Here is a 24,932-nt window from a genome sequence, read left to right as displayed (position 1 = left end):
GAGAAGGATACGAAGGTTTGGCGAGGCACAGCCGCGCCTAGCCGGAGTCGGACGAGGGGTGGCGCACCGTAAGGTGCGCGGTCGCAAGAGCGCAAGAACGATCGTGCCAGATATTGCATTTGCAGCGCTTGCGCGGCTCACGCACCTACGGCGCAGCCACTTTATCCAAGCGCGGCGGATCTGCACGTCAAGACCAGTGAAGAGATCGCGGCTGATTCATTCGATCTGGCGGAACGCATGCGAGCCTATGGCATGCCATAGCGATAAGCAAATCCTGGCGAATTCCATCTCTGATGCGTCCGCCTGCTAGGGCGCGCCAGATTGCCACCTTCGGTTGTTGAAGCGCAACCGCCAGCATGGCATCATCGCCCCGGCTTCAAACCGGGGAACTGCTTCGCACTCATGACCGCGCGCGTCCGCACTGTCGCATTCCAGGGCATCGATGTGCTGGGCGTGGATGTGCAGGTGCAGATGGCGGGTGGCGTTCCCGCCTTTGCCATCGTCGGCTTGCCGGACAAGCAGGTGGCGGAGAGCAAGGAGCGCGTGCGCGGCGCCTTGACGGCGATCGGCCTGGCGCTGCCGGGCAAGCGCATCATCGTGAATCTGGCGCCGGCAGACCTCGCGAAGGAAGGCACGCATTTCGACCTGCCGATTGCGCTGGCGATGCTGATCGCGCTCGGCGCGCTCACGCCCGATGATGTCGCGCAGCACGTGTGCCTGGGCGAGCTCGGGCTCGACGGCTCGATCGCGCCGGTCGCAGGCGTGCTGCCCGCTGCGATGTTCGGCGCGCGCCAAGGAATGGGTCTCATCTGCCCCAAGGTGCAAGGCGGCGAGGCAGCGTGGGCCGGCGAGCTCGACGTGCTCGCGCCCGATCATCTCATCGCGCTGATCAATCACTGCAAGGGGCGGCAGATCCTCTCCGCGCCGAAGCCGCAGCTCGCCGAAGAAGATGCGATCTATCCCGACCTCCGCGACATCAAGGGCCAGGAGAGCGCCAAGCGCGCGCTGGAGATCGCGGCAGCGGGCAATCATAATCTCTTGATGGTGGGCCCGCCGGGCTCCGGCAAGTCGATGCTGGCGCAGCGCCTGCCGGGATTGCTGCCGCCGCTCGATCCCGCGGAGGCGTTGGACACCAGCATGATCCATTCGCTGGCGGGCCTGCTGCAGGATGGCAAGCTGCGCCGGCGCCGTCCCTTTCGGGATCCGCACCATTCGGCCTCGCTGCCGTCGCTGGTCGGCGGCGGGCAGCGCGCCAAGCCCGGCGAGATCTCGCTTGCGCATCTCGGTGTCTTGTTTCTCGATGAGCTGCCGGAGTTCCAACGCGCGACGCTCGAGGCCTTGCGCCAGCCGCTGGAGTCGGGCCGCGCTTCGATCGCCCGCGCCAACGCGCATGTCACGTATCCCGCGCGCGTGCAGCTGGTCGCCGCGATGAACCCGTGCCCGTGCGGCCATCTCGACGACCCAGTGCAGGCCTGCGGCCGCGCGCCCAAATGCGCGCAGGATTACCAGAGCCGCATCTCCGGCCCCTTGTTCGACCGCATCGACCTCCACATCGACGTGCCCGCCGTGAGCGCCACCGATTTGACGCTCCCGCCGCCCGCCGAAGGCAGCGCCGAAGTCGCCGCCCGCGTGGCGCAGGCGCGCGCCATCCAGACCGAGCGCTACAAGCAGAAAGGCAACGGCATCCGCACCAACGCCGAATGCGACGGCGAGTTGCTGGAGCAGGTCGCCTCGCTCGACGAGGCCAGCCGCAAGCTCATCACCCAAGCGATCGAACGCTTCCGTCTGTCCGCGCGCGGCTTCCACCGCGTGCTCCGCGTCGCGCGCACGCTCGCCGATTTGGAAGGCGGCGGCGCCATCAAGCAGATCCATGTGGCGGAGGCGTTGACCTACAGGCGCGTGTTGCCGGGGCGGTGAGCATGCGGCTGCTTCTCTCATATTTGGATCAGAACGAAGAACTAGCCGGCCAGCTGCCTCGACGCGGTACGATCGAGCGCCTGGTTCGCTCGAGCAACGATATCGAATGGGCTTTGGTCCACCTGGATCAGCCGATCGAGTACCAGAACAGCCTCTACCAGCGCGTTCTGCTGCGTTCGCGCTGGCACGGATTTCCACTTGGTGGCGAACAGGCGACCTCTGTTCACATTCTCCTCGCGCCGAGCGACGCTCCTCTGGACAATGGCTTTGCAGTCGATCCTGCGAACCACGTCGCCTGGGGAATGGCAGAGCGACTCCTCGCGTAGACGCTGTGCGGAATGGGGGATTTAGGGTCGGAATGAAATTTCCCGAGATTGCTGTTCGCTCTGCTCGAAGGAATTAAGTGAGTTCGGTTCGATGGATCCAGGTGATTGGGGGGTGAAATGACCGTTGCAGCGGCGGAATCCATGCCACTGTCGATCGTGCAGGCCAGGGACACGACCCTGGCCGAAGGCAAGCAGATGAGCACCGTTGCATGGCGTCACATCGCTGCGACCTGCCGTCGTGATCCACTATTCTGGGCGTTCCAGCTGCTCGTGTCTGGCGCCTTGCTGTTTGCCATGGTGTCGCTGATCGAGTTCGCGAACCAGTCGGCTGACGCGAGTTCGTTTTACACCTGGAGCCCGGCGACGATCCCGCTCGCGTTCGTAGCCTTCTCCGCGATGCAATCCCGGGTGCGAATAGTGGCGGGGCGCGGTAACGCCGAGATGTCCAAAGCAGGCTCTCGCTACGCGATCGACGGAAGGGGCCTGACGATCGAAGGGAAAGAGTGCCTGACACATCTCTCCTGGCAATGCATTCTTCAGGTAACCGTTTCGGACCCTTTCTTTGCAGTTCGGGTCTCCTCCATCCACACATATGCATTCCCCAAGGCGGCCTTCGACGCACAACAGGTCGAGCATTTCTGCGCTGAGCTGGAGCGCCGTTGGTCGGCACACCACGGGTCCCAGGTTGCCACGGAACGGGCGACCAGCCCTAGGAGTTAGGCTGGCCTCGCCCCGGCTTCGCTCCTTCCCAGCTTGTGCCAGGGGCGTATACTGACGGTGCACTTTGCCTCGCGAGAGGCCGTGGCCATGCCCGAGCGCACAGAGTCAGAGCGCACAGAACTCACGCGCAGCGTGCGGTTCGAGAAGACCGACATCCTGCGCATGTTTCCGTCCTTCGTGTGGAAGGCGGAGCTGGCACGCGGCGTGTTCCAACCGATGAACGCCGCCCTCATCGCCGCGCTCGGGGAGATCGGCGCGCCGCTCTCGTCGTTGCGTCCTGAGCAGAGCTGGCAATCGCCACATGACTTGCATGAACGCGCGCCGTTCCGCGCGCTCATCGACTGCGTCCAGGCGGCGGCGCAGGGCGCGCTCTCCTATCTCAAGGTCAGCCATGCCGGCATCCTCGTCAGTGGCTGCTGGGCCAATGTGAATGCGCCGGGTGCGGCCCATCCCGAGCACAGCCATCCCAACAATTATCTGAGCGGCGTTTATTACGTGAGGACGCCACCGGGGGCCGACACCATCGACTTCCACGATCCGAGACCCCAGGCCGGCATCGTCCGCCCGCCGGTCACCGCGCTGACCGCGGAGAACACCGACGAGGTGGTGGTGCGGGTCACCGAAGGAACGCTGCTGCTCTTCCCCGCCTGGCTGTGCCATTCAGTCGATGCCAATGCCAGCCAGGAGCTGCGCATCAGCTTCTCGTTCAACCTGATGTTCCGGAGCTACGCCGAAACCATGGCGCGCCCGCTCTGGGAGCCGGGAACAAGGTCGTGAGCTTGCGGCACGCGGATCCGGTGCAAGATCCGGGTCGCGCGGTAAAGGCAGCTGACACACTCCGTCACACTGCCGGCGCAGTGTCTGGCACCGACGATGGCGGAGACCCTTATGCCCCTGCAGAACCGCGTGAACCCCTTCGGCGAGCTCGTCGCCACTGCGGCGCGCGGAACCATGATGGGCAATCGCGGCGGAAAGTTCCATCGGGACGATCGCACCCTCGGCAAGCGCCGGTGGGCCAGCCGGCATTGGATCTGCTGCGACATCCACTACAAGGGCAATCAGCACGAGGCCATGGGCGATGGCTATACCTCGCTCTTCTTCCTCGATGAGGTGACGGCGCTCAGCGCCGGGCATCGGCCGTGCTTCTTCTGCCGGCGGCAGGAGGCGTTGCAGTTCCTCTCGCTGGCGGAGCCACCGCTGATGGCGGACGCGGCGGACCGCATTCTGCACGATGAGCGCCGCGCCTCGCGCAGGGACGCCGTCGCGCAGAAGCACATCGTTGCCGATCTGCCGGACAGCGCAATGATCGCGATCGACGGCGCCGCCTATGCCGTGCGCGGCCAACGCCTGCTGCGCTGGTCGTTCGACGGCTACACCGAAGCGCTGCCGCGCAGCGCGGTGCGCCAGGCAGACCTCATCACCCCGCCGCTGTTTCTCATCATCCTCGCGCGCGGCTACAGGCCGCGCTGGCACGCAAGCGCCGGCTAGCCTAGTTGGCAGCGCTGCGGGCGCGGTGGCGCGCCACCTTGTGCCGGTTGCCGCACGCCGCCATCGAGCACCAGCGGCGCGTCGCGTTGCGGGCGGTGTCGTAGAAGACGAGGCTGCAGCCGGGGCCGTTGCATGCGCGCAGGCGGTGCGGCTCGAACCCCGCGATGAAGTCGGTGAGGTCGGAGGCGATGCGGCCGAACACGTCGCTTTCCAGAGTCTCCGTCACGCGCAGGTGGCCCTTTGCCGATTCGAGCGTCCGCAAGCGCGGCGCCTCGGCCAGGTGCCGGTTGATCTCGGCAATCGCCTTGGCCGGCGGTGCCGTTCCCTCCGACAGTGCGTGATAGATACCGCGCAATGCGCTGCGCAGGGCGTGCGCGGTCGCCAGGTCGCCGCGCGTGAAGTGGGCGCGGCCATCCCGTGCGATCCCCGCCGCCGCGGCCCAACGCCCGAGATCCTCCGGCGTGGCGATCAATTCGCCCATCGCGGCGGGCGCGGAGTTCAGGAAATCCAGCCACAAGCGGCCGCCTAGGAACGGAAAGCCCTCCCGTATCTCCTCAGTGCTCGTATCAACCATCGTTGAAACCGCTCAAATACCACTTGACAGGTTACGGCGCGCTGGCGTAACCGTTCACATGCTGCTTGAACGGTAACACACGGAGCCTCCCATGGTCAAAGTCCATCGCATCCTGGCCGCCGCCGCTGTTCTGGCCGCGGCATCGCTCGCCTCGCTTCCCGCCAGTGCCGACGAAGTCGCCTACAAGACCGTCCAGGTGAATGGCCTCGACATCTTCTATCGCGAGGCTGGCCCGACCTCGGCGCCGACCGTGCTGCTGTTGCACGGCTTCCCGTCCTCCTCCCACATGTTCCGCAATCTGATTCCGGACCTCGCCACCCGATATCACGTGATCGCGCCGGACTATCCCGGCTTCGGTCAGTCGAGCGCGCCGTCGGTCGATCAATTCGACTACACCTTCGCCAATCTCGCCAACGTGATCGAAGGCTTCACCGAGCAGCTCGGCCTCACCGCCTACGTGCTCTATATGCAGGATTACGGCGGGCCGGTCGGCATCCGCCTCGCGATCAAGCATCCGGAAAAAGTGCGCGGCATCGTGGTGCAGAACGCGGTCACCAGCATCGACGGCTGGCACCCGGTGAACACGGCGCCGCTGCAGGCCTATTGGAAGGAGCGCACGCCGGAGACCGAAGCGCCGGTGCGCGACATCATCACCGCAGAAGGCACCAAGTGGCAGTACGTGACGGGCGAGTCGCGTCCGCAACTCATCAGCCCCGATTCCTGGACCATGGACCAGGTTGGGCTCGACCGGCCCGGCAACGACAGGATCCAGCTCGAGCTGCTGTATCAATACCGCGACAACGTCGCGAACTATCCGAGGTGGCAGCAGTTCCTGAAGGAGCTGCAGCCGCCCATGCTCATCACGTGGGGCAAGAACGATCCCGTGTTCACCAGGGCAGGGATGGAGAAATTCAAGGAACTGGTGCCGGACGCGGAGGTGCACCTGCTGGATGCCGGCCACTTCGCGCTCGAGAGCCAGGAACCGGCGATCGCCGCCGCCATGCTCGCTTTTCTCGACCGCCTGCCGGCCGCGAATTGATCGCTGTCGCAGACCACAGCGCCGGGCCGCAGCCAAACAGGCTGCGGCCTGCGTGCAGTCGCCCCTTCGAAGCAGCCGTATCCTTGATTTCCATGGAAATATTCCGGTATATTATTCCACATGAAATCACCCTCTGTTACTGCCAGGCATCCCGACGAAAGCGCAGACGGCGCCCTGGTCACCAAGGCCACCTTGCGCGCGGCCGCGCGGCTGGACGTCTCGAACAGAGAACTGGCACGCATCATCGGTGTTTCGGAGGCGACCGTGTCGCGCATGGGCAGTGGGGCCTATGCTCTGCCTCCTGGACAGAAGCCGTTCGAGCTGGCGCTTCTGCTGGTGCGCCTCTATCGCTCGCTGGATTCGATCGTGGGCGGTGACCAGCGGGTGGCGCAGGCCTGGCTGCGGGTGGAGAACACGGCCTTGGGCGGCGTTCCGCTCCAGCGCATCATGAACATCGCGGGGCTTCTCGAAACAATCGCCTATCTCGATGCCCGCCGCGCCGTTGCGTGATGCGCGCCGCGCGGCAGGCGCCTGCTGGCGCGTGGTGGAGGGGCAGCACCACGTTTCCACCCTGGCGCTGGTGGATTCTCTCGCCGAACAGGAGCGGCTCGAGCGGCTGATCGACGCGACCAAGCCGACGGTTCCCATCGAATGCCGGGATCTTCACTACCTGCTGTTCACTCCGTTCCGCTACCGACCCTATCCGCGAGGCTCCCGCTTTCGCCCGGCCGGGCTGTCGCCGGGTGTCTTCTATGCCTCCGCCGAAGTGGAGACTGCGATCGCAGAGCTGGCCTTCTATCGGCTGCTTTTCTTCGCCGAATCACCTGCGACGCCCTGGCCCAGCAATGCGAGCGAACACACCACCTTTTCCATGCGCTACGGCAGCGGGAAAGCGATCGATCTGACACGCCCACCCTTTTTGCGCCGGCGCAAGGACTGGATGCATCCGACCGATTACGCGCCATGCCAGGCCTTGGCCGACGAAGCGCGGGCGGCCGGCGTCGAGATCATACGCTTCGCCTCGGTGCGCGACCCGCAACACCGGCTCAATATCGCGCTCCTAACCTGTCGCGCTTTTCGCGCCAAGGCACCGGCCGAGCGGCAAAGCTGGCGCATCCGCGTCGGTTCCACTGGAGTTCAAGCCGTGCGCGACTTTCCGAGATCCAGCCTGGAATTCGGCCGCGATACCTTTGCGGCCGATCCGCGCATTGCGGAAATGGATTGGAGGAGATAGCTCAGCGCGCTTTCTTCCGTGCCACTTCTTCCTCGTATTTGAAGGAGACCTTCAGCTTGGTGCGGAAGGCTTCGACCTTGCCGCCTTCGATCACCAGGTCCTGCTCCACGACTTCCGCGACGCGCAGGTCGCGCAGCGTGCGAGAGGCACGGTTGACCGCGACCATTGCCGCGTCTTCCCAGGATTTGGTGCTGGTTCCGATCAGCTCGAGGACTTTGTAGACGCTTTCCGCCATTGTTTCCTCCCAGCTTGTGAGCCGCGCCGCGAAGGCCGGCAGGGCCCTTCCCTTATACGCCCACAATCATTGCTTAACCAAGCGCGGCTACCCTGGGCGTCACCGTTACGCAACAGATGGCCACGCCAAGCATGCCATCACCCGCCGTCCGCATCCTGATCGCCTTCATCTGCATCGCGAGCGGCGTCGTTCCCATGCTCGCTGCCTTCGATCTCGGGCCGCTCGACAGCAGCGCCATCAACGGCCCGCGCTGGCTCGGCTTCCTCGCCGGTGCAGTCTTCGTCGCGGCCGGTATCGCCCTTGTGCTCGGCGAGCGGCTGCAGCGCAGCGTGCTCGCCTCCGGGTTCTTCGCCCTCGTCATCGGATCCTTCGCCGCCATCGGAAACTGGATCGCATTCGGTCCCGGCCCACGCGAATGCACGATCGCGATGGCCGGCTTTCTGCTCGACTCGTACTGGGCGAACGCGATCGCCTGCCGCGCCGGTTTTGGTATCGGCGCACTGCTGCTCGACGGGATCGTGCTGTGGATGATCGCCGCGTCGCTGCGCACCATCCTCGGTCCCGGCGCCTTGCCGACATTCGTCGAGAAGGTCGGCGTCACGCTGATGCTGCTTGTGCTGGCGCCGATCCTCCTGCCGATGCTGCTCTTCGGAATCGGAAGAATTTTGCTCGAAAGCTTCGCAACCTGGCGTGCCACCGGCCGATGGCCGCGCAATGAGGCCTTCATCCGCCGCATGAAAGCCAAGCGCGCCACAAAGCCTTGAGCAGCAGCGCGCGATCCGTCGTCAGCAGGTCAGCGTTCCCAACCTTTGATTAACCATCGGTCGCTAGGCTCAGTCGAAAGTCATAATCGCTTGGGGAACGACGATGAATGCAGGGCAGCGCGCAGCCGACGCGCTAGACATCGTTCAGACACGCGCGTTCACCGCGCAGGAGAAGCGCGAGGTTGGCCACCTGTGGGAAAAGGTGATCTGGCGCGGCGGAGCGGGCCGTCTCCACGCCATATCCTTCTATCTCTGGTATGCCTTTGCCGCGTTCATGATCGTGTCAGTCCTGATGGCGGTGAAGGCTCTTGACGTTGTCAAGCCGGACCTCGCGCTGCAGCTGGCCGTTGCGGCCGCCGGTTTCGCATTCGCCCTCGGCTTCAACCGTTGGGTCACGACGCGGCTACACCTGGAAAAACATTGGAGCATCTTCGATGCCGGCGATCGCTATGCCCTGCAGGCCGACGGCATCCAAAAGATCACGCGGCGCGGCCGGTTCTCATGCAACTGGGAGAACATCGAGACCATCATCAACGACGGCCGCACTCTGGTGGCCGTGTTGCCGGGCAACGCCGGCTTGGTCATGATCAAGGCGGCGTTCGAAGGCCAGGATGTCGAAAGCTTCGGCGCGGAACTGGTGCGCCGTTGGCAAGCCAGCCGGGACGCCGTGCGGCCGGAATCCTCGCCATGACTGTCGTGACCCACGTCCTCTCCATCCCGCTCGAGCCGGGCGATGCGCGCGCCGCGGAAAGGCTGCGCGCCAGTCTGGAAGCGGTGTGCGCGGAAGATGCAACGCTGACTGTCGAGGATGGACCCACCGGCGAAGTCATCCTTAAAGGCATCAGCGAACCGCAGCTGGAATGGGTCATTGGCTATCTGCAGCGTCAACCGGAGCTTGCGTTCCAGGTCGGCATGCCGGAGGTCCAATATCGCGAGACTGTCACGCGCACCCTCGAATGGACCTACACCCATAAGGAATCCGACCCGCCGCAATTCGCCGTGCTGCGCATCCAGCTGACGCCGCTCATCCGCGGGGCAGGGATCGAGACGGAGATCCGCTGTCCGTCCGACGAGATCCCGACCCACATTCCGCTGGCAGATTTTCAGCACGCCATCGATACCGGCGTGCATGCCGCGTGCAAGGCCGGTGTGGTCGACGGATTCCCACTCACCGATCTGCAGGTGGTGATCCTGGACGCCGGCTGGCACGACACGGATTCGACGCCCGAGGCGTTCGAGATCGCCGCGCGCCTCGCCCTGCGCGAGGCCCTGCCGCGCGCGCGGCCATGGCTGCTGGAGCCGATGATGGTGGTGGTCGCCCTGACGCCCGAAGAGTTCATGAGCGACGTGATCACCGATTTGGGCGGCCGGCGTGGCAAAGTGCAGAACCTCGCGATGCATGGCAGCATCGCCGCGATCACCGCGCTGGTGCCGTTCGCCAATCTAGCAGGCTATGACAACGACCTGCGCGCCATGACCCAGCGCCGCGGCGCCAGCACCATGGCCTTCGACCACTACAGCGAAGTGCCGCCCCGCCTCGACAGCGAGGAAGCGCTCCCCCTGCGCCTGCGCGCGTAGAGCGTGTGGCAAATGGGACGCGCGCGCGAAAATCGTGTAGTGTCTGCCCCCATGGTGACCCACCTTATCTCCGTCGACCTCGTGCCTCCCGATGCGATCGCGGCGATGAAGCTGCGCGCTGCCATCGACGAACTATGCGCTGAGGATCCTACGCTCGGTGTCACGACCGGTCCGATCAACGAGATCGTGCTGCAAGGCATGGGCGAACTGCACCTGGAGATCGCCATCGATCGCCTGAAGCGCGTCAAAGGCCTCGACTTCGAGGTCGGCGCCCCGGAAGTCGCCTATCGCGAGTCGATCACCAAAACCATCGAGTGGAACTACACCCACAAGAAGCTCGCTTGCCCACCGCAATACGCGAAGGTCAAGATCCGTTTCGAACCGGGCGACCCCGGCAGCGGCTTCGTCTTTGAGAACGCAGCCACCGGCGGTGCAGTGCCCATGGAGTACGTGCGCGGTGTCGAAAAAGGCCTGGCGGCCGCGAAGGAGACTGGCGTCTTAGCCGGCTTTCCGCTCATCGACATCAAGTGCACGTTGGTCGACGGCGACTATCACGACGTGGACTCGAACGTCATGACGTTCGACATCGCGGCGCGCGCCTGTTTCCGCGGAGCGATGCCCAAGGCCGGTCCGCGGATCCTCGAGCCTGTCATGAAGATCGAGGTCGTGACGCCGCAGGAGCACATGGGCGACGTGATTGGTGACCTCAATTTGCGGCGCGGTCAGGTGCAGAGCACGGAAAGTCGTGACAACGCACACGTTATTGCGGCGCTGGTGCCTCTTGCGAACATGTTCGGCTACACGGCCACACTGATGCAGATGTCGCGCGGCCACGCGCAATACACGATGACCTTCGACCACTACGAACAGATCCCGCCAAATCTTCCTGATGACCGTGGTCCGTTCGCGCCGGCGGCCGCGTTGCGCTGGTAGCGGCTTCTAGCTAGTTCGCGACGCTGCCCGCGATCGACGCGATCACCTCCGACGCCTTCTGGAATTGTGGGTCGCGGCTGGCGATGGCGTGGCGTTCGGCGATGTAGGCGAAGTCGGTGTATTCGGCCCACACCGCGCCTTGCGCGTCCTGATAGACCAGGAGGCGCACCGGCCAGTCGATGCCGGCCTGCGGGTTGGCAGTGATGAATTGCGTGCCGAGCGCGGGATTGCCGAACACCAGCAGGGTCGAGGGCTGGGTCGCGATGCCCGCCTCCGCCGCCAGCTTCTGCTGGTCCACTTCCTGGAAGAACACCAGGCCCTTCGCCGCGACGTCTTCCTTTAGCCGCGCCACCGTCTCGGGGAACGGATGCGCGCTCTTCACCGCCACGATGCCATACGAGCTGGCGGCGGGATGAGCGGCAAGCCTGGTTTCCGGCTGCGACGCGCAGCCCGCGAGACCGGCAGCGAGAACGGCCGCCGCGCACACGGCACCGATGCGGATGGACATGGATCTTCCTTCATCTTTTCGGCCGCGCGCCATGCCGGCCTCTCCGCTGCATCATGATGACGGCGACGCGCAGGCGGAAATGCCGGGTGCCTATGATGTCGATGCGTCTGGACTATGAGGGGATACTGGCCGGCGCCGGCGCTCAGCCGCGGCTGGCAACGTCGTTCGTGCTTGGCGCGCTCCGGGATCGCAGCTGGCGGACCCAGTCGCTCTGGCTATGTCGCTCGATCGCGAGCGGCACCTCGCTTGCCGCGACCGGGCGGGAGATGAAATAGCCCTGCGCTTCATCGCAGCCAAGCGTGCGCAGCAGGTCGAGCGCCTCGGCACTCTCCACCCCTTCCGCCACCGCTTGCATGCCCAGCGCGTGGGCCAGGTCGATCACCACGCGCACGATGCTGCGGCTCTCCGCCGAGGTCGTGCAGTCTGCGACGAAGGTGCGGTCGATCTTGATCTCGTTAAACGGCAGGCGATGCAACTGCACCAGCGAGGAATATCCGGTGCCAAAATCGTCGATTGCGAGCTTGAATCCCTTCACCCGAAGGCGCGTCAGCACGTCCATCATCTGGATCGCATCCTGCATCGCCGCGGTCTCGGTCAGCTCCAGCGTTATGCGCGCGGGCGCCAGCTCCGCCTTGCGGCATTGACTTTCCAGCGCTTCGGCGAGCCGCGGCTCATGCAAGGTGCGGGCGGAGATGTTGAGCGCGACGTCCAGTGTCAGTCCGGCTTCGTTCCATGCACGTACCTGCTCGCACGCGGCCCGATTCACCCAATGCGTCAATTGGTCGATAGCGGCGGAGGATTCCGCGAACGGAATGAATTCGAGCGGCGAGATCGGGCCGCGTTGGGAATGCTGCCAGCGGATCAGCGCCTCCACGCCCTGGATCTCGCCCGATTCCAAGATCACCTTCGGCTGATAGACGAGATGGAATTCGTCGTGGTCGATCGCGGCGGCGATGGCGGCGACGGTGAGCCACGGCTCCTCGCGCTTGAGCTCGTTCAGAATTCCAGTCAAGTCCGCGACGCGGATCGGCTTGGTCAGCGCGCTGACCACATCGAGTCCGCGCTCGATGGCGATGCGGCGCGCCGCCTCCACCACGCTGCGGTCAACACCGCTGATCAAGATGATGCTGGCTTTGCATTTCTGCGCCGCCAAATGCGAGAGCAGGGCGAGGCCGTCCACCACCGGCATCTGCAGGTCCATCATGATGTGGGTCGGCCGCCAGTTGCGGACATGCTCCAGGAACTTGTCCGCGGTGGACACTGCGAGGATCTCGTAACCCGCATTGGCCGCGACGCGACCGATGAAAGCGCCGATCGCCGGTTCGTCATCGACGATCAAAAGACGATTGGCCGTCATCGTCCAATCCTCCCCAACGCAATGGACCCTCTGTCGAGCGAAAGTATAGGGAAGGTTAGGACTAACCTCCGAGCTTTGCCAGAACATTCAACCAGCCGGCAGCCACTAAACTCGCGATATCTCTGTACAATAGTGCCTTACTGTACAAGATGCGCAGTTCTGCGGATCAAGAGCTGCGCCCGAAGCGCCGCTGCCGGATTTGCAACTGGAGATTCCTCCACCCGAGCGGATCCATTGGACTCCACGGCAAGCAGAATGGGCCGGACCCATGGGAACCTACTCCGCGACGCGGTGTTTCCTTCCCAAGTGCCGCGTGGACGCCATGACCAGTTCGGACGAATATCGCCGGCGAGCGGGGGAATGCCTTCTGTTCACCCACTATGTGACGAGCGAGCGGAGCAAGCATCTGCTGGTTGAGATGGCGCGCGGCTGGTACGATCTCGCCGAACGCGCGGAGCAGCAGAAACTGGCGGCGAACGCAGCCGAGCCCCGCGTCGACAAGCCCGACAAGACCTGATCCGCAACCGCCGACTCGCCTGTCATGGACAAGGCGCTGGCGCGCCCTAACCTAAGAGCTACCCGTGCACGAGCACGGCGCCCGGCGGCACCCGATATTGCAGGACGTGGCATGGGCCCGGCGGCGGCTGATGGCCCGGCGGACGGTCGGGATACCAGACGCGGCATTGGCCCGGTGGCGGATAGTGCCCCGGCGGAACATGCACCGGCTGCCCGCCATGATAGACCGGCACCGGCTCCGCATAGACCGCACAACCGGCCAGCAGGGCCGTGGCGATCAGAAGGCCGGCTCGCGGAAATACGCCCCGAAATACGCCCTGTGTGACTCGCAGCATGCTGGCTCCCTCCACGCGAGCCTTGAGCTTGGCGAGGCAAAGATGAATGTTTCCTGAATAGGACAGCAGCTCTCTCGTTTGTGAGCAGATCATATCTACGTCATATCTGGGGAGAAGCATCATGATCGTGCGCATGTGGCGCGGGCAAGCGAAAGCGTCGAATGCCGATGCCTATGAGCGTTTCGTCACCAGCCGCGTGTTCACGGAACTGCCGGCGCTCGAGGGCCATCGCGGTGCCTACCTCCTGAAGCGTTCGATTGGCGAGGAGGTCGAGTTCATCGCCGTCACGCTGTGGGAGTCGCGCGATGCGATCCGCAAGTTCGCCGGCGATTCCATCGATCACGCCGTCGTCGAACCTGAAGCGCGCGCGGTCCTTTCCAGCTTCGACGACTTCGTGCGCCATTTCGAGCTGGCATACGGCGACTGCCCCGCACCGCAGGATCGGTGACGCACCTCAGCGCACCTGCCAGACTCGCAGCGGCCTGATCTCCGCAAGGCCAAGCGCTTTCATGCGCGCGAGATCATCGCCGCTTTCATGGCCGACCAGCCGCGCCCGGTGCACAACGCGTCGCTGCGCGGCGAGGTATCCGCTTTGCTCTTTCCATGATGCGGCGGGCAATCGCATGTGACAGGATGAGTTGCGAAGAATGCGTCTGGCGTTTCGGACCAACAGCGCTCCCACACTGCGCACCTTCGGCGCAACGCGTCGATGGCGGCGCGGTGCGCCCGATCGCTTAAACAGGTTTTGGAGCGCGCGCGGTACTGGCGCTTTCCAAATACCTCCTTTCGGCAGGTTGACAGGGCCGCAGCGGCAGGCTGAGGATAGCCGTCCATGACCGATCATCCCACCTCCGATACAATCTATGAGAGCGTGGAATCAGTACGCTCGCCCCTGATCCTTTCCATGCTGGATTACTGGCGGAGCAAGGTCGCGGGCGGCCGCCTGCCGCGCCCGGCGGACATCGACCCGACCGAGATCCCGAAGCTGATCGCCTCGATGGTGATCTGCGATCTGGAGGAGCAGCCGTTCCGCGTGCGCTACCGTCTGGCCGGCACCCGCCAGGTGCACATCCTGGGCAACGAGCTGACCGGCCGGTACGTCGACGAGCTGAACTGGGAAGAAGGCCCGTTCGTGCACAGCATCTTCGCCCGCGCCCGCGACACGAAGGCGCCGGTTTTCGGCTTCTATCACTGGGGCTTCCGCGAGAATACACCGGGCGCGTCGGAGTTCGGTCTGTTCCCGTTGTCGGAGGACGGGCAGACCGTGACCCGCGTCATCGGCATCGACGAGTTCTTTCCCCGGCCGGGTTCCCCGGCCTTCGGCGGGCGCTCACGCCTGTAACGGTGCCGGTCGCGGTTCACAGCATGCCGCGGCACTATGTCGCCGAATCGCGGGGCCTTTGGTCAGCGTTCCATCACACCGGAGCCCATAGGTTGAAGCCGAAACGGATACTACCGAGAATAGTCCTTTGGATCCGCGCTAGACACAACCAATCTGATAGGTATTTTGGGGGTCATTGGGGACCCACTCGAATCCGCCTTTGAGGAACGTTTGCTCATGAGTCCGCTTTCTGTCGACCGTGCGCCGTCGCGCGATCGCAGCAGCTATTTGGCGATGATGCCCCAACTGGAGCGGAGGGGTTTCCTGCGCATTCCGGTCGATTTGGAAATGCGCAAGGCCGCCGATCATGTGTTCATGCTGGCCAACACGTTCTTCGCGCGTCCCGCCGCTGAAAAGTATCGCTATGCCAATCCGGCCTGGGTCGAAGGCTACCGTGAGATGGGACCGGAATATGCCTTGGTGCCGGAGCGGCCGGACCTCACCGAATCCTTTTCCGTCTGGAACCACACCCGGATGCGGCCCAATCTGGATGCCTGGGCGGTCGGCTGCCCGCTGCACGGCGCGCTGCGCCGGGCCTCCGATCTCCTCGGCGACGTCGTGCGTGACCTGTTTGCGGCGATGGCGGACTACTTCCAGCCGGGCGCGCCGGAGCTCCGCTTTTTCAGAACCACGCATGTGCAGCTCAATTTCTATGAGCCAGCCAAGCATTCTCGCGACCTGCTGCAGGACTCCCACGAAGACGGTCATCTGGTCACGATGGTCAGCACAAACGCGCCGGGTCTCGAGATCGAAGTGGATGGGGAGTTCATCCCGGCGGGGGTGGATAAGGATCAGCTACTGGTGATGCCCGGCAGCCTCCTGTCACTGATGACCGGCTATCGGGTGAAGCCCCTCTATCACCGGGTCGTGAACACGCACCGCGCCGATCCGCGCTGCTCGATGCTCTATTTCGTGAATCCGGAAATCGACCAGCAGCTGACACCCTGGATCACAAATGACAGCAACAGGGGCGTTGACGTCATCGAGCGCGCCAATCTTGCTCCCAAGAAGTTCGGCTTGCCCACGCTCGAGGAGACCCTTGCCGGCAAGGCCGGCTCTCGCGTGATCGCTGGCGCGGCGCAGTAGGCGCTCCACCTGCCTTGCCGAGCTGATATCCCACGTGTTAGGTGGCGGCATGCGGCGCCAGGAATTGGCGCCTGCAGGTATCTCCGGTTGTCGTCCAACAGTGGTGTGGAACGCGCGTCCTATGCGTCAGTCAGCCTTGCCCGAGGATAGCGCCCAGCAGCCGCTCGCTTCAGCCACCGCAGCCATCTCCGATCGGCCGGCATCGCAGGCGAAGCCTGTGTCGCTGCCCGTCGGCACCCGCGCGCGTCGCCTGCAGCGCCGGATCCTGCTCCGGGACCGCTCGCTCGAGGGCCTCTACTGGCTATTCGACCAGTTCCTCGGCCGGCCGCTGGTGAATCTCTATCGGATCGCGGCGATGATCAGGCTGGTGGGTGCACAGGCGCGCCGCGATTGCAGCGTCTCGGTTCGGCGGCAGGTCTGGGATCAGGTGCGCTTGATCCTGTTCCACGGCGCGAAGCCCTGGATCTACTATGTGCTGGAGCTGTATCGCGACGGCGGCATGGCAGAGGCCGGCGCCTACATGATGCGCAACGAGGTGAAGCACGGGCTATTCAAGGCGCTGAACCGCATCGATCCGGATGCGAAAGACCGCGCGCAGAAGCTGGGCGACAAGCTGGAAGTCTCGCGCTGGTGCGCCGAGAACGATATCGCGCACCCCCATCCGATCATGCTGGTGGAGGGCGGCCAGATCTCCTGGCCTGGCGGTTCGCGGGCCGACCTGGACCGCGACCTGTTCGTGAAGCGCCGTCGCGGAAGAGGCGCGTATAGTTCCGCTTCTTATTGGCGCACCGGGCCATTCGAGTATCGGGACGAGGAGAACCGGCCCGTGACGCTGGAGCAGATCACGGAAGGGCTTCAGCGCCGCTCGGAGCGCTCGGAGCGCGAACGGCTGATGGTGATGCCGCTGCTGCACAACCACCCGGCGATCGCCGATCTGGCGGACGTGACGCTGATCACGTTCCGCCTGATCACCTGCCTCGACGAGGAGCTGCGCCCGGTTCTGACCAACGCCTATCTTCGCTCGATGACGAAGCTCGAGCCGAACTGGGACGTGGGCTGGATTGAGGAGTACGGCGCGCCGATCGATCTCGAGACCGGCGCACTCGACCGGATTACGGGCGACAAGCCGCCGTGCCTATCGGGGTGGTTCGACCACCATCCGGTCACCGGCTCTACGGTGACGGGGCGCATCGTGCCCTGTTGGCCCGAGCTCGCCGCGCTCGCGGTCAAGGCCCATAGCATCGTCCCGGAGCGTGTCATGATCGGCTGGGACATGGCGATCACGCCGGACGGCCCGGCGCTGTTGGAAGGCAACAGCTTTCTGGATCTTGTCTTTCCTCAGCGCGTGTTCCGGCAGCCCGTCGGCCAAATGCGGCTCGGCCAGCTGCTGGACTTTCATCTCGATCGCCTGGAAGCCAAGCTCAATGAGCCGGGCTGGCGCTATCCCTGACGTTACTTCTGCCGCCACTTGCTCCAGGCGCGCCATTGCTCCGGAAATTGTCGCACCCACGGCTCGCTGCGACGCAGGAATTCGGCGGTCGCGGCGATGCAGCGCTCATCGTTGCTTCGACCGGAGGAAATCTCGACCGGATGCTCGATCGCGATCCGCCAACCGCGCTTTGGATCGCGCACGGTGAAGACCGGCAGCAGTGGCGCGCCGGTCAGCATCGCGAGGCGCGGCGCGCCGACCGCGACCGGTAGCCGGCCACCGAAGATCGACCCCTTGATCATCTCGTAGCCTTCGGTGGAGGAGGCGACAATCGACACCACCTCGCCTGCCTTTAGCGCACGCACCATGCGGCGCATCGCGGTCGAAGGCGCGGCGCTGTCGAACACGATGCGATCCACCAGATAGCGGTCTTCCGGAATGCAGCGAATGCGATTGAGGGTGCGCACGCCGAAACGTGTCTCCGACACGCCATGCTTCGGGCTGCTCAGGTGCGAGACGCGATAGCCCTTCTGATGGAACACGATCTTGGTCGGGCCGCTGTTGAAGACGAACGGCGCCAGCCAGAGGATCGCGCCTTTGCCGCCCTTGAGCGCGCTGCTGAGATGCTCTTCGCCCTCCAGCGTCGTTTGCGGCGTCCATCCGCCCGGCCGCCAGCCGCGCAGATCCTGCATCCGCATCTCGTAGACCGCGGCTTTCAAGTCACGCGCGATCGCTTCCGAGTGCGCGACGTCCGACAGCCCCAGAGCTGTTCGGATGGTCTTGCCATTGCGCTTCATGGCGCTCCGCTTGACCAGGGAGACGACGCCGATCCAGCCGCGCCACAGCGGCGCCCACAGCCGCTCCGGCAAAATCCACGCCGGCAGCACCAGCAGGATGAGGCTCGCAGCGGTGACCAGGTCGGACAGCTTCCAGGCCGGTCCCGCCTTGAGCTTGCGCTTCTTGCGCTTGATCGCGTCGCCCGGACCTGCACGGTCGGCGGTTGTCCCAGGTTGCTCCGGCAGCACGGTGCCCGATTGCTTCACATCACTCATGGCGCCGAACTATAGCGCGCACGCGAAAATCAGCCAGTCATTCTCCTTCGTCCAGGCCGGCAAAACTATCGCGCATTGGGAACGCACGCTGTGATCCCATCCCCCAAACTGGGGGAGGGTTAGGGACGGGGAAGCCGCGTCTCGGTGCGAGGCAATCATCGCTCGCTTCCCCCCACCCCGACCCTCCCCCCGTTTGGGGAGGGGGAACTCGCGCGATGAGTCTGCTCGCGCTACCATGCGCCATGCCGAGTCGCGCCGACCCGCTTCGCAAGATCGCTTCGTTCAACAAGGGCCGCCATCCGGAGCTGCTCGCGCTCAAATATCGCAAGATGGCGGCGAGCCCCTTCGGCTATTTCCGCGGTACCAATCATCTGTTCCACGCCGACTGGCCCGGCCATGGCTGGCTGGAGCGCATGCCCGCGGTGTGGCTGAACGGCGATCTGCATCTCGAGAATTTCGGCACCTATCGCGGCGACAACCGCCTGGTCTATTTCGACGTCGGCGATTTCGACGACGGCGCGCTCGGGCCGCTGGGGCGAGACCTGGTGCGCTTCATGGTCGGCGTGCACATCGCCGGGTACGAGATGGGATTCGGTGCGCGCCGCGCGCAGGCGCTCAACCGCATCTTCGTCGCCGCCTATCGTGCGGCCCTGATCGAGGGCAAGGCGCGCTGGATCGAGCGGCGCACCGCGCGCGGCGTGATCGGCGAGCTGCTGATGAAGCTGGACCGCCGCACCCAGGCCGATCTGCTCGCCAAGCGCACCGTCACCCGCAACGGCAAGCGCCGCCTGCGCACCGACACCGGCAAGGCGCTCGCCCTCTCGCCGGAGGAGCGCGCACGCGTCGTCGCCTTCATGAAACGCTTCGCCGAAGGACGCGCGGTTCCCAGCTTCTTCAAGGTGCTGGATGTGGCGCAGCGCGTCGCCGGCGTTGGTGCACTGGGCCTCAAGCGCTATGTCGTGCTGATGCAAGGCGACGGCGGGCGCGACGGTGCGGCCTTGATCGACCTCAAGAGCCAGATCGGCTCCACCCTCGCCCCGCGCCTCAAACAGCGCCAGCCGAAATTCGGCAGCGAGGCAGCGCGCGTGGTCGCGATCGAGAATCGCATGCAGGCCGTCGGCCCTGCTTTCCTGGCCGCCGTGCGCATCGCGGGGCGCAGCTTCACGCTGCGCGAACTGCAGCCGAGCGCCGACAAGCTCGACCTCTCCATCACGCATCCCGAGCGTGCCGCGTTCGAGACCGTCATCGCCGCGATGGGCGAGCTGACCGCCTGGGCGCAGCTGCGCTGCGCCGGGCGCGACGGTGCGACGGACATCGAAGGATTGATGGCATTTGCGCGAAATACCGGCTGGTCCCGCCCCCTGGTCGCTCTCGCCAAGGACTGGGCCTCGGTGATCTTCGAGGATTGGCGCAGCTTTCGCGAGTCGAAGCTCGCCGCCTGGGCGGAGGCGCAGACCGGATTGGCCCGCCGCACCTAGACCAATCTGCCGTGACAAAGCCATGCTGCCGGCATGACTTTTCCCCGCGAATCGTGAACAATGCGTCGCGGCAACCGGCGAGGGCGGATTGGGAAAAGCCGGCAACCGCGCTTTGGCTGTATTGGGCTGATGCATGGAATTCGGGTCCTTCGCGATCGTCGTGATCGCGGTGCTTGCCCCACTGGCTGCGGTCGGCGCCTGGCATCTCTGGCGCGGCGGTGCCGCGTTTATGCGGCCGGAGCGACAGCCCCCGCAAGCACCCCTTTCCCCATTCGATCCCTGGGCCAAGCTGCCGCTCGCCATCGCCGGCTTCGATCGGGAGGATCGCCTGATCGGCGCCAGCCATGCCTTTCGCGACGAGCTTGGCGCACGCAATATCGCGCTCGATGATGTGCTGAAGCCCGGCGTCGCGGCGCAGGCCCTGTTCGATGCCTGGAGCCAGCGCAGCGGCGGCACCATTACACCCATCACAGCCATCGCGACCCTGCCGGCGCACGAACTGATCTGGCCGGCCAACGGCAACCGCGCGCCGCATCGCTTGGCGTGCGTGGCACTGCACGATGCAGCAGGCGCGTCCTATCGCCTGCTGGTTGATCCCGCCATTCTCAGCGCCGCGCCGATCATTCCGGCACCCGAATCGGCCGCCGACACGCGCGCGATCATCGCGCGCAATGCGGTACTCGCCTCCGCGCTGCAATCCATCACCATCGGCGTTGCGTTGTGCGATGCGACCACGCCGGAGGCAACCATCCTCTATGTCAATCCTGCTTTCGGGCGCATCACCGGCTATGAGCGGCAGGAGGTGATCGGACAGCCCTTGCGCTTCCTGCAAGCCCGCGGGACGCCACAGGACCAGCTGGAGCGGCTGGAGCGCGCCCTGATCCAGCGCCGCGCCGCCAACCTGCTGCTGCGCAGCCAGCGCAAGGACGGCAAGCCGTTCTGGAACGACATGCATGTCAATCCGATCCTGGAGGATGGCGGCCACGTCGCGCACTTCGTCGCTTTCATCACCGATGCTTCGCCGCGCATCCGCGCCGAGGAGAATCTGCGCGAGGCCAAGCACCAGGCGGAGATCGCCAACCGCGCCAAGTCCGACTTCCTTGCCAATGTGAGCCACGAGCTGCGCACGCCCTTGAACGCCATCATCGGCTTTTCCGAGATCATGAAGATGCAGATGTTCGGGCCGATGGGGCACAAGCAATACGCCACCTATGCCGATGACATCCATGCCAGCGGCAACCATCTGCTCAGTATCATCAACGACATCCTCGACCTCTCGAAGATCGAGGCGGGGCGCTATCAATTGCACATCGAGGCCGTCGATCTCGACGAGACGTTCGAGGATTGCGCCCGCCTGGTGCGCGAGCGCGCGGAGAATGCCGGCCTTAAGCTTACCCGCGCGATCGACCCCGCGACCCCGCAGCTCGTCGCCGACAAGCGCGCGGTGAAGCAGATCCTGATCAACCTGCTCTCCAACGCGATCAAGTTCACGCCGCAGGGCGGCGCGGTCACGATGACCGCGAAGCCCGCCGGCGCCGGCTGGGTCGCGCTTTCGGTCACCGACACCGGCATCGGCATTCCGCCCGAGCAGCTCGACAACGCCTTGAGCGCCTTCGGCCAGGTCGACAACCCCTTCACCCGCAGCCAGGAAGGCACCGGACTAGGCCTGCCGATCGTGAAGTCGCTGGTGGAGCTGCACGGCGGCCAGTTCCAGATCGAAAGCGCCGTCGGCAAGGGCACCAAGATCACCATGACCATGCCCGCGCAGAAGCTGGAGGCCAGCCGCCAATCCGACGCGGACGCGGAAGCGGCGCATGGAGTGTAGTCGGCAAGCCCGCCGCATCATCATGGTCGTGCCAACGATGCGCCTCTTTCTGTCACCCCGGACAAGCCACGAAGTGGCGCGATCCGGGGCCCATCGTTGGGCTTGGCGCGAGCGGCGCAATGGACCCCGGGTCAAGCCGGGTGACAGTGGAGGTGGTGGGTAGAGCGGTGCATTACCCGCGCGCTCCCGGACCATCACGAATCGAGAAAGCGAAGGTGCTTCAGAGCCACTTTCGATAGGGCAAACGCAAGGGAGTAGAGTCGTGAAGACGACATCCGACAAGCGTGCGAGTGATTTTGCGGCGGTGCATGCGGTTGCGTGCGACTATCTCGACGGCATGATGTATGCGGACGAGGCGAAGCTCCGACGTGCCTTTCATCCGAAATGCCTCATTGTTGGCCACTTCAGGGACCGGCTCGAATACGACCCGCTCGATGCCTTCATTGAGGCTTGCAAAAAGGAAGGGTCGATCCCGCCTGGCACGCCCTACTTCGCCGAGATGCTCTCCATTGACGTCACCGGTGACACCGCCGTGGTCAAGTTGACCGACGACTATCTGGGTGTCCGGTTCACCGACTATCTGACGATGGTCAAAACTGAAGGCCGTTGGGTGATCGTCAACAAGGCTTTCTACGTGCACGCTGATTGAACGGCGCGGATTACCCCAATACCAACCACCCTGCGCCCATGATGAGCGCGGCGCCCGCGGCGTGGGACGGCAGCCGCGTCCGTGGCAGCAGCCGTTCCAGCAGCACGAAGGCGGCGATCGCAGCGAGCCACATCACATTCATGATCCCGAGCGCGAACAGCAGCAGCATCAGCGCCCAGCAGCAGCCGACGCAATAGGTGCCGTGGCGCAGCCCGAGAGACAAGGCACCGCCCGCCGTCCTGCGGAAACCGCCATGGCGCTGGATGAAAGCAAGTGGCGATTGGCAATGCGAGAGGCACGCCTCTTTGAGTGGCGTGAACTGATAGCATCCGGCCGCGAACAGGATCGCCGCAGCCAGCGGCGTGCTCGCGAGCGCCATCGATCCGGTCAGCAACGCCGCACGCTCCAGCGCCCATTGGCCGATGGTTGCGGCGAGGGAGAAGAGAGTCCAGGCGAGGAGATAACCGCCGAAGAACCAGCCGCTGCCGGTCATGACATGGCCGCTTGCCGCCGCCTGCCGTCCGACGCGCGCATGGAGCAGAACCATCGGCGCAGCCGCTGGCGTCATCATGCCGACCATCATGATGGCCCACATCGCAAAGAGGAGCGCGAACTCCGTAGGGCTCCAGGGCTGGATCTGCGGCATCATCGCCGGCGCGAAGGGATTGGCGTCCATGCGCAGGTCGGGCGTTCCCATGCCCGGCATGCGCATGAGATCCGCCAGCCAGAGCGTGTAGCTCCAGGCCAGGGCCGCGAGCAGAGCCAGGGCGGCGGCGATGACGCGCCGGTCCCGCCGCAGCATCTGCTCGAGCGCGGTTTCGGCCCTCGCGCTCAGTGGACCACGCCGCTCTGGGTCATGTTGAGCTGCGGCGGTGATGCTTCCTGCGAATTTCGAAAGTGCGCGAGAAGCCTCGCCGCGACGGCGCCGCTTGTCAACCTTTCCAGAGTGCTAAGGACTCCAATCCTCGGATCGCGCCTTTATGCGATGGCCACCAGATCGAGCGGCACGGCAACGCCGCCCACCATCGCTCCGCTCAGCACGCGATACAGACCCTGCGGTTTGTACCCCTGCGCCAACGCTGCGTCATGCGTCTCCTTCAACGCGAGCGCACGGCAGCCTTCCGTCTTGTTGTGCTTCTCGAGCTTGGCGGACAAGTTCACTGCGTCGCCGATGACCGTGTATTCCAGCCGCGTCGCATCGCCGACGGCGCCGGCGACGATACGCCCTGATGCGAGCGCGCCGTTGATGATGAGCGGCGGGCGGCCCGCCGCCGCTTGCTCGGCGCTCCATTCGGCCGCCGCCGCCATGCATTCCTCCAGCGCCCGCATGGCCCGCGCCGCGTAGTCTTCCACGGGCCGCGTGGCGCCGAAGGTCGCCATGATGCCGTCGCCGAGGAACTTGTCGATGGCGCCGCCATGGCGCTGGATGATCGGCACCATGCGGCGTTGATAGTCGGCGAGCACGCTCATCACCTCCTGCGGGCTTGCCATCGACGCAAGCTTCGTGAAGCCGCGCACATCGAGGTTGAGGATGGCGGCGTCGCGCGCCTCGCCGTCACCGGCACGGATCGCATCGCCCGAGCGGCTGATTTGACGCGCGATCTCCGGCGCGAAGAAGCGCGACAGGTTCTCCTGCGCCTGGGCGCCGGTCACCGCCTGGGTCATCATGCGCCGGGCGCCGTGGATCGCGAAGGCAAGGATGGTGGTGACCGCGGCGATGGTGATGATCTTGTCGAACTCCGCGCCCAGCAGCACGGAATTCGAGGTCAGATATTGCACGTAGTTGCGGGTGATCATCGCGTCATGGGGATCGGCGAACACGACATAGCCCACCATGGTGAGCCAGCCGAGCGCTGCCGCCGCGCCCGCGAGCACGACATAGCGCACCTCGAAGCGCAGCGCGCGCAACGCGATGAAGATGTAGACGTATTGCTGGGTCGGCGCCTTCAGATAGAAGGACGCCGGCTGCATGTATTGCAGATGGAAGCTCCAGATGAGGCTGTAGAGCAGCGCCATGTCGATCAGGATCGATCCCGCCAACAGCCAGAAGCCCATGCGGATGCGATAGGACAGCACAAGGCGGATCACCGTCGCGATGAAATAGAGCCCGATCGCCGCCGGCGTAATGAGCCAGATCGCCGTGGTCATCGGCGCGGTCTGGCGGCTCAAGCCATAGAGCACGCCGAACATGATGATGATGGCGAGCTGGATCCAGCCGATCAGCCGTTCGCTCGAGTCCTGCAACGTGATGATGCGCGCCCGCACCGCCGGCGGCAGGTCGGCGTTGGCATCGTCATCAGCGACCAGCTGTATGCGCTTGAGCTCCAAAGTATATTCGCTCCTCTGCCGCCCGCTCTCTTCCTGTCATCCCCGCCTTGAGCCGGGATCCATTTGTCGGCCGCACGAGCGTCTGCCCAATGGACCCCGGCTCGCGGCTCACACTTGGCCGGGGTGACGGGTGCAGTAGGGTCGCGCGTTGTGCGCGAGGATGGCCCAAGTCTAGGCCAA

Annotated in this window: 28 protein-coding genes; 20 read left to right on the top strand and 8 right to left on the bottom strand. The window is 64.9% G+C overall.

The genetic code is table 11. From position 1 onward, the window contains the following. Positions 1 to 402: 402 nt before the first annotated feature. The 5 genes from DTX69_RS16130 (at position 403) to DTX69_RS16110 (ending at position 4,451) form a co-directional block, all read left to right on the top strand. Positions 403 to 1,917: a YifB family Mg chelatase-like AAA ATPase gene (locus tag DTX69_RS16130; protein ID WP_119302575.1), complete on the top strand. Its 1,515-nt coding sequence runs from the start codon at positions 403 to 405 to the stop codon at positions 1,915 to 1,917. Between the two features lie 2 nt (positions 1,918 to 1,919). Continuing rightward, entirely contained in the window at positions 1,920 to 2,243 is a 324-nt protein-coding gene (locus tag DTX69_RS16125; RefSeq protein ID WP_119302574.1) for a hypothetical protein, read from the top strand. Positions 2,244 to 2,360: 117 nt separating this feature from the next. After that, positions 2,361 to 2,963 (top strand): YcxB family protein, encoded by a 603-nt coding sequence (locus tag DTX69_RS16120; RefSeq protein WP_119302573.1) that lies wholly within the window; start codon positions 2,361 to 2,363, stop codon positions 2,961 to 2,963. Positions 2,964 to 3,050: 87 nt separating this feature from the next. Further along, entirely contained in the window at positions 3,051 to 3,740 is a 690-nt protein-coding gene (locus tag DTX69_RS16115; RefSeq protein ID WP_284735814.1) for a 2OG-Fe(II) oxygenase family protein, read from the top strand. Positions 3,741 to 3,851: 111 nt separating this feature from the next. Continuing rightward, positions 3,852 to 4,451: a hypothetical protein gene (locus DTX69_RS16110; RefSeq protein ID WP_119302572.1), complete on the top strand. Its 600-nt coding sequence runs from the start codon at positions 3,852 to 3,854 to the stop codon at positions 4,449 to 4,451. Between the two features lies 1 nt (position 4,452). Here DTX69_RS16110 and DTX69_RS30690 read toward each other — a convergent pair whose 3' ends face one another. Then, positions 4,453 to 5,025 (bottom strand): CGNR zinc finger domain-containing protein, encoded by a 573-nt coding sequence (locus tag DTX69_RS30690; protein WP_119302571.1) that lies wholly within the window; start codon positions 5,023 to 5,025, stop codon positions 4,453 to 4,455. Positions 5,026 to 5,116: 91 nt separating this feature from the next. On the opposite strand from DTX69_RS30690, the gene DTX69_RS16100 reads away from it, so the two are divergent. The 3 genes from DTX69_RS16100 to DTX69_RS16090 all read left to right on the top strand — a co-directional run bounded on the left by DTX69_RS16100 (position 5,117) and on the right by DTX69_RS16090 (position 7,298). Beyond that, entirely contained in the window at positions 5,117 to 6,064 is a 948-nt protein-coding gene (locus tag DTX69_RS16100) for an alpha/beta fold hydrolase (RefSeq protein WP_119302570.1), read from the top strand. A gap of 120 nt (positions 6,065 to 6,184) precedes the next feature. After that, complete coding sequence (locus DTX69_RS16095; RefSeq protein ID WP_119302569.1) at positions 6,185 to 6,574, top strand: antitoxin Xre-like helix-turn-helix domain-containing protein; 390 nt, start codon at positions 6,185 to 6,187, stop codon at positions 6,572 to 6,574. Further along, on the top strand, positions 6,552 to 7,298 hold the full coding sequence (locus DTX69_RS16090; protein ID WP_119302568.1) for an RES family NAD+ phosphorylase: 747 nt from the start codon (positions 6,552 to 6,554) through the stop codon (positions 7,296 to 7,298). Before DTX69_RS16095 ends, DTX69_RS16090 begins: the two co-directional genes overlap by 23 nt. A 1-nt stretch (position 7,299) precedes the next feature. On the opposite strand, the gene DTX69_RS16085 is transcribed toward DTX69_RS16090, so the two are convergent. Further along, on the bottom strand, positions 7,300 to 7,533 hold the full coding sequence (locus DTX69_RS16085) for a dodecin family protein (RefSeq protein WP_119302567.1): 234 nt from the start codon (positions 7,531 to 7,533) through the stop codon (positions 7,300 to 7,302). 131 nt (positions 7,534 to 7,664) lie between these two features. On the opposite strand from DTX69_RS16085, the gene DTX69_RS16080 reads away from it, so the two are divergent. From DTX69_RS16080 to DTX69_RS16070, 4 genes are all read left to right on the top strand, one after another. Next, complete coding sequence (locus DTX69_RS16080; protein ID WP_119302566.1) at positions 7,665 to 8,297, top strand: hypothetical protein; 633 nt, start codon at positions 7,665 to 7,667, stop codon at positions 8,295 to 8,297. A 103-nt stretch (positions 8,298 to 8,400) separates the two neighbouring features. Beyond that, positions 8,401 to 8,988, top strand: a complete 588-nt coding sequence (locus tag DTX69_RS30210) for a hypothetical protein (RefSeq protein WP_162917264.1) — start codon at positions 8,401 to 8,403, stop codon at positions 8,986 to 8,988. Next, entirely contained in the window at positions 8,985 to 9,875 is an 891-nt protein-coding gene (locus DTX69_RS16075; protein ID WP_162917263.1) for a translation factor GTPase family protein, read from the top strand. Before DTX69_RS30210 ends, DTX69_RS16075 begins: the two co-directional genes overlap by 4 nt. A 12-nt stretch (positions 9,876 to 9,887) precedes the next feature. Further along, complete coding sequence (locus tag DTX69_RS16070; protein WP_119302564.1) at positions 9,888 to 10,808, top strand: translation factor GTPase family protein; 921 nt, start codon at positions 9,888 to 9,890, stop codon at positions 10,806 to 10,808. Positions 10,809 to 10,818: 10 nt separating this feature from the next. Here DTX69_RS16070 and DTX69_RS16065 read toward each other — a convergent pair whose 3' ends face one another. Together DTX69_RS16065 and DTX69_RS16060 are read right to left on the bottom strand one after the other, a co-directional pair. Further along, positions 10,819 to 11,316, bottom strand: coding sequence for a DUF302 domain-containing protein (locus DTX69_RS16065; protein ID WP_119302563.1), 498 nt, complete (start codon positions 11,314 to 11,316; stop codon positions 10,819 to 10,821). Between the two features lie 142 nt (positions 11,317 to 11,458). Further along, a complete protein-coding gene (locus DTX69_RS16060) occupies positions 11,459 to 12,673 on the bottom strand; it encodes an EAL domain-containing response regulator (RefSeq protein WP_162917262.1) in 1,215 nt (404 codons plus the stop codon). A gap of 322 nt (positions 12,674 to 12,995) precedes the next feature. Between DTX69_RS16060 and DTX69_RS16055 the strand changes: the two genes are divergently transcribed. Next, positions 12,996 to 13,190 (top strand): hypothetical protein, encoded by a 195-nt coding sequence (locus DTX69_RS16055; RefSeq protein ID WP_162917261.1) that lies wholly within the window; start codon positions 12,996 to 12,998, stop codon positions 13,188 to 13,190. A gap of 58 nt (positions 13,191 to 13,248) precedes the next feature. On the opposite strand, the gene DTX69_RS16050 is transcribed toward DTX69_RS16055, so the two are convergent. Then, entirely contained in the window at positions 13,249 to 13,524 is a 276-nt protein-coding gene (locus DTX69_RS16050) for a hypothetical protein (protein WP_162917195.1), read from the bottom strand. A 121-nt stretch (positions 13,525 to 13,645) separates the two neighbouring features. On the opposite strand from DTX69_RS16050, the gene DTX69_RS16045 reads away from it, so the two are divergent. The 4 genes from DTX69_RS16045 to DTX69_RS16030 all read left to right on the top strand — a co-directional run bounded on the left by DTX69_RS16045 (position 13,646) and on the right by DTX69_RS16030 (position 17,441). Then, positions 13,646 to 13,972 (top strand): antibiotic biosynthesis monooxygenase family protein, encoded by a 327-nt coding sequence (locus DTX69_RS16045; protein WP_119302559.1) that lies wholly within the window; start codon positions 13,646 to 13,648, stop codon positions 13,970 to 13,972. 384 nt (positions 13,973 to 14,356) lie between these two features. Then, a complete protein-coding gene (locus DTX69_RS16040; RefSeq protein ID WP_119302558.1) occupies positions 14,357 to 14,866 on the top strand; it encodes a PAS domain-containing protein in 510 nt (169 codons plus the stop codon). A 216-nt stretch (positions 14,867 to 15,082) separates the two neighbouring features. Beyond that, a complete protein-coding gene (locus DTX69_RS16035) occupies positions 15,083 to 15,991 on the top strand; it encodes a 2OG-Fe(II) oxygenase family protein (protein ID WP_119302557.1) in 909 nt (302 codons plus the stop codon). Positions 15,992 to 16,112: 121 nt separating this feature from the next. After that, positions 16,113 to 17,441: a sugar-transfer associated ATP-grasp domain-containing protein gene (locus DTX69_RS16030; RefSeq protein WP_162917260.1), complete on the top strand. Its 1,329-nt coding sequence runs from the start codon at positions 16,113 to 16,115 to the stop codon at positions 17,439 to 17,441. A gap of 2 nt (positions 17,442 to 17,443) precedes the next feature. On the opposite strand, the gene DTX69_RS16025 is transcribed toward DTX69_RS16030, so the two are convergent. Further along, the gene (locus DTX69_RS16025) at positions 17,444 to 18,472 is read right to left on the bottom strand and encodes an LpxL/LpxP family acyltransferase (protein WP_119302555.1); all 1,029 of its coding nucleotides are present in this window, start codon (positions 18,470 to 18,472) and stop codon (positions 17,444 to 17,446) included. 215 nt (positions 18,473 to 18,687) lie between these two features. Here DTX69_RS16025 and DTX69_RS16020 point away from each other — a divergent pair, with 215 nt between their 5' ends. The 3 genes from DTX69_RS16020 (at position 18,688) to DTX69_RS16010 (ending at position 22,424) form a co-directional block, all read left to right on the top strand. Beyond that, positions 18,688 to 19,950, top strand: coding sequence for a DUF2252 domain-containing protein (locus tag DTX69_RS16020; protein ID WP_119302554.1), 1,263 nt, complete (start codon positions 18,688 to 18,690; stop codon positions 19,948 to 19,950). A 133-nt stretch (positions 19,951 to 20,083) separates the two neighbouring features. Further along, positions 20,084 to 21,775: a sensor histidine kinase gene (locus DTX69_RS16015; protein ID WP_119302553.1), complete on the top strand. Its 1,692-nt coding sequence runs from the start codon at positions 20,084 to 20,086 to the stop codon at positions 21,773 to 21,775. Between the two features lie 262 nt (positions 21,776 to 22,037). Then, positions 22,038 to 22,424, top strand: coding sequence for a nuclear transport factor 2 family protein (locus tag DTX69_RS16010; protein ID WP_119302552.1), 387 nt, complete (start codon positions 22,038 to 22,040; stop codon positions 22,422 to 22,424). Positions 22,425 to 22,434: 10 nt separating this feature from the next. On the opposite strand, the gene DTX69_RS16005 is transcribed toward DTX69_RS16010, so the two are convergent. Both DTX69_RS16005 and DTX69_RS16000 read right to left on the bottom strand, forming a co-directional pair. After that, positions 22,435 to 23,226: a DUF2182 domain-containing protein gene (locus DTX69_RS16005; RefSeq protein WP_119302551.1), complete on the bottom strand. Its 792-nt coding sequence runs from the start codon at positions 23,224 to 23,226 to the stop codon at positions 22,435 to 22,437. Between the two features lie 176 nt (positions 23,227 to 23,402). Beyond that, positions 23,403 to 24,752 carry an adenylate/guanylate cyclase domain-containing protein gene (locus tag DTX69_RS16000; RefSeq protein WP_119302550.1) on the bottom strand — a complete coding sequence of 450 codons (1,350 nt, stop codon included), beginning with the start codon at positions 24,750 to 24,752 and terminating at the stop codon, positions 23,403 to 23,405. Positions 24,753 to 24,932 lie beyond the last annotated feature (180 nt).

The organism is Dongia deserti, assembly GCF_003574735.1.
In the GTDB taxonomy this organism is placed as follows: domain Bacteria; phylum Pseudomonadota; class Alphaproteobacteria; order Dongiales; family Dongiaceae; genus Dongia_A; species Dongia_A deserti.
Note: the sequence above shows the minus strand (reverse complement) of the source record. Positions and strands in the feature narration are given on the sequence as shown.

Excerpts from the sequence above, each read along its gene's own strand:
- DTX69_RS16130 (WP_119302575.1), top strand. The coding sequence starts at position 403 with ATGACCGCGCGCGTCCGCACTGTCGCATTCCAGGGCATCGATGTGCTG.
- DTX69_RS16125 (WP_119302574.1), top strand. The coding sequence starts at position 1,920 with ATGCGGCTGCTTCTCTCATATTTGGATCAGAACGAAGAACTAGCCGGC.
- DTX69_RS16120 (WP_119302573.1), top strand. The coding sequence starts at position 2,361 with ATGACCGTTGCAGCGGCGGAATCCATGCCACTGTCGATCGTGCAGGCC.
- DTX69_RS16115 (WP_284735814.1), top strand. The coding sequence starts at position 3,051 with ATGCCCGAGCGCACAGAGTCAGAGCGCACAGAACTCACGCGCAGCGTG.
- DTX69_RS16110 (WP_119302572.1), top strand. The coding sequence starts at position 3,852 with ATGCCCCTGCAGAACCGCGTGAACCCCTTCGGCGAGCTCGTCGCCACT.
- DTX69_RS30690 (WP_119302571.1), bottom strand. The coding sequence starts at position 5,025 with ATGGTTGATACGAGCACTGAGGAGATACGGGAGGGCTTTCCGTTCCTA.
- DTX69_RS16100 (WP_119302570.1), top strand. The coding sequence starts at position 5,117 with ATGGTCAAAGTCCATCGCATCCTGGCCGCCGCCGCTGTTCTGGCCGCG.
- DTX69_RS16095 (WP_119302569.1), top strand. The coding sequence starts at position 6,185 with ATGAAATCACCCTCTGTTACTGCCAGGCATCCCGACGAAAGCGCAGAC.
- DTX69_RS16090 (WP_119302568.1), top strand. The coding sequence starts at position 6,552 with ATGCCCGCCGCGCCGTTGCGTGATGCGCGCCGCGCGGCAGGCGCCTGC.
- DTX69_RS16085 (WP_119302567.1), bottom strand. The coding sequence starts at position 7,533 with ATGGCGGAAAGCGTCTACAAAGTCCTCGAGCTGATCGGAACCAGCACC.
- DTX69_RS16080 (WP_119302566.1), top strand. The coding sequence starts at position 7,665 with ATGCCATCACCCGCCGTCCGCATCCTGATCGCCTTCATCTGCATCGCG.
- DTX69_RS30210 (WP_162917264.1), top strand. The coding sequence starts at position 8,401 with ATGAATGCAGGGCAGCGCGCAGCCGACGCGCTAGACATCGTTCAGACA.
- DTX69_RS16075 (WP_162917263.1), top strand. The coding sequence starts at position 8,985 with ATGACTGTCGTGACCCACGTCCTCTCCATCCCGCTCGAGCCGGGCGAT.
- DTX69_RS16070 (WP_119302564.1), top strand. The coding sequence starts at position 9,888 with ATGGGACGCGCGCGCGAAAATCGTGTAGTGTCTGCCCCCATGGTGACC.
- DTX69_RS16065 (WP_119302563.1), bottom strand. The coding sequence starts at position 11,316 with ATGTCCATCCGCATCGGTGCCGTGTGCGCGGCGGCCGTTCTCGCTGCC.
- DTX69_RS16060 (WP_162917262.1), bottom strand. The coding sequence starts at position 12,673 with ATGACGGCCAATCGTCTTTTGATCGTCGATGACGAACCGGCGATCGGC.
- DTX69_RS16055 (WP_162917261.1), top strand. The coding sequence starts at position 12,996 with ATGACCAGTTCGGACGAATATCGCCGGCGAGCGGGGGAATGCCTTCTG.
- DTX69_RS16050 (WP_162917195.1), bottom strand. The coding sequence starts at position 13,524 with ATGCTGCGAGTCACACAGGGCGTATTTCGGGGCGTATTTCCGCGAGCC.
- DTX69_RS16045 (WP_119302559.1), top strand. The coding sequence starts at position 13,646 with ATGATCGTGCGCATGTGGCGCGGGCAAGCGAAAGCGTCGAATGCCGAT.
- DTX69_RS16040 (WP_119302558.1), top strand. The coding sequence starts at position 14,357 with ATGACCGATCATCCCACCTCCGATACAATCTATGAGAGCGTGGAATCA.
- DTX69_RS16035 (WP_119302557.1), top strand. The coding sequence starts at position 15,083 with ATGAGTCCGCTTTCTGTCGACCGTGCGCCGTCGCGCGATCGCAGCAGC.
- DTX69_RS16030 (WP_162917260.1), top strand. The coding sequence starts at position 16,113 with ATGCGTCAGTCAGCCTTGCCCGAGGATAGCGCCCAGCAGCCGCTCGCT.
- DTX69_RS16025 (WP_119302555.1), bottom strand. The coding sequence starts at position 18,472 with ATGAGTGATGTGAAGCAATCGGGCACCGTGCTGCCGGAGCAACCTGGG.
- DTX69_RS16020 (WP_119302554.1), top strand. The coding sequence starts at position 18,688 with ATGAGTCTGCTCGCGCTACCATGCGCCATGCCGAGTCGCGCCGACCCG.
- DTX69_RS16015 (WP_119302553.1), top strand. The coding sequence starts at position 20,084 with ATGGAATTCGGGTCCTTCGCGATCGTCGTGATCGCGGTGCTTGCCCCA.
- DTX69_RS16005 (WP_119302551.1), bottom strand. The coding sequence starts at position 23,226 with ATGCTGCGGCGGGACCGGCGCGTCATCGCCGCCGCCCTGGCTCTGCTC.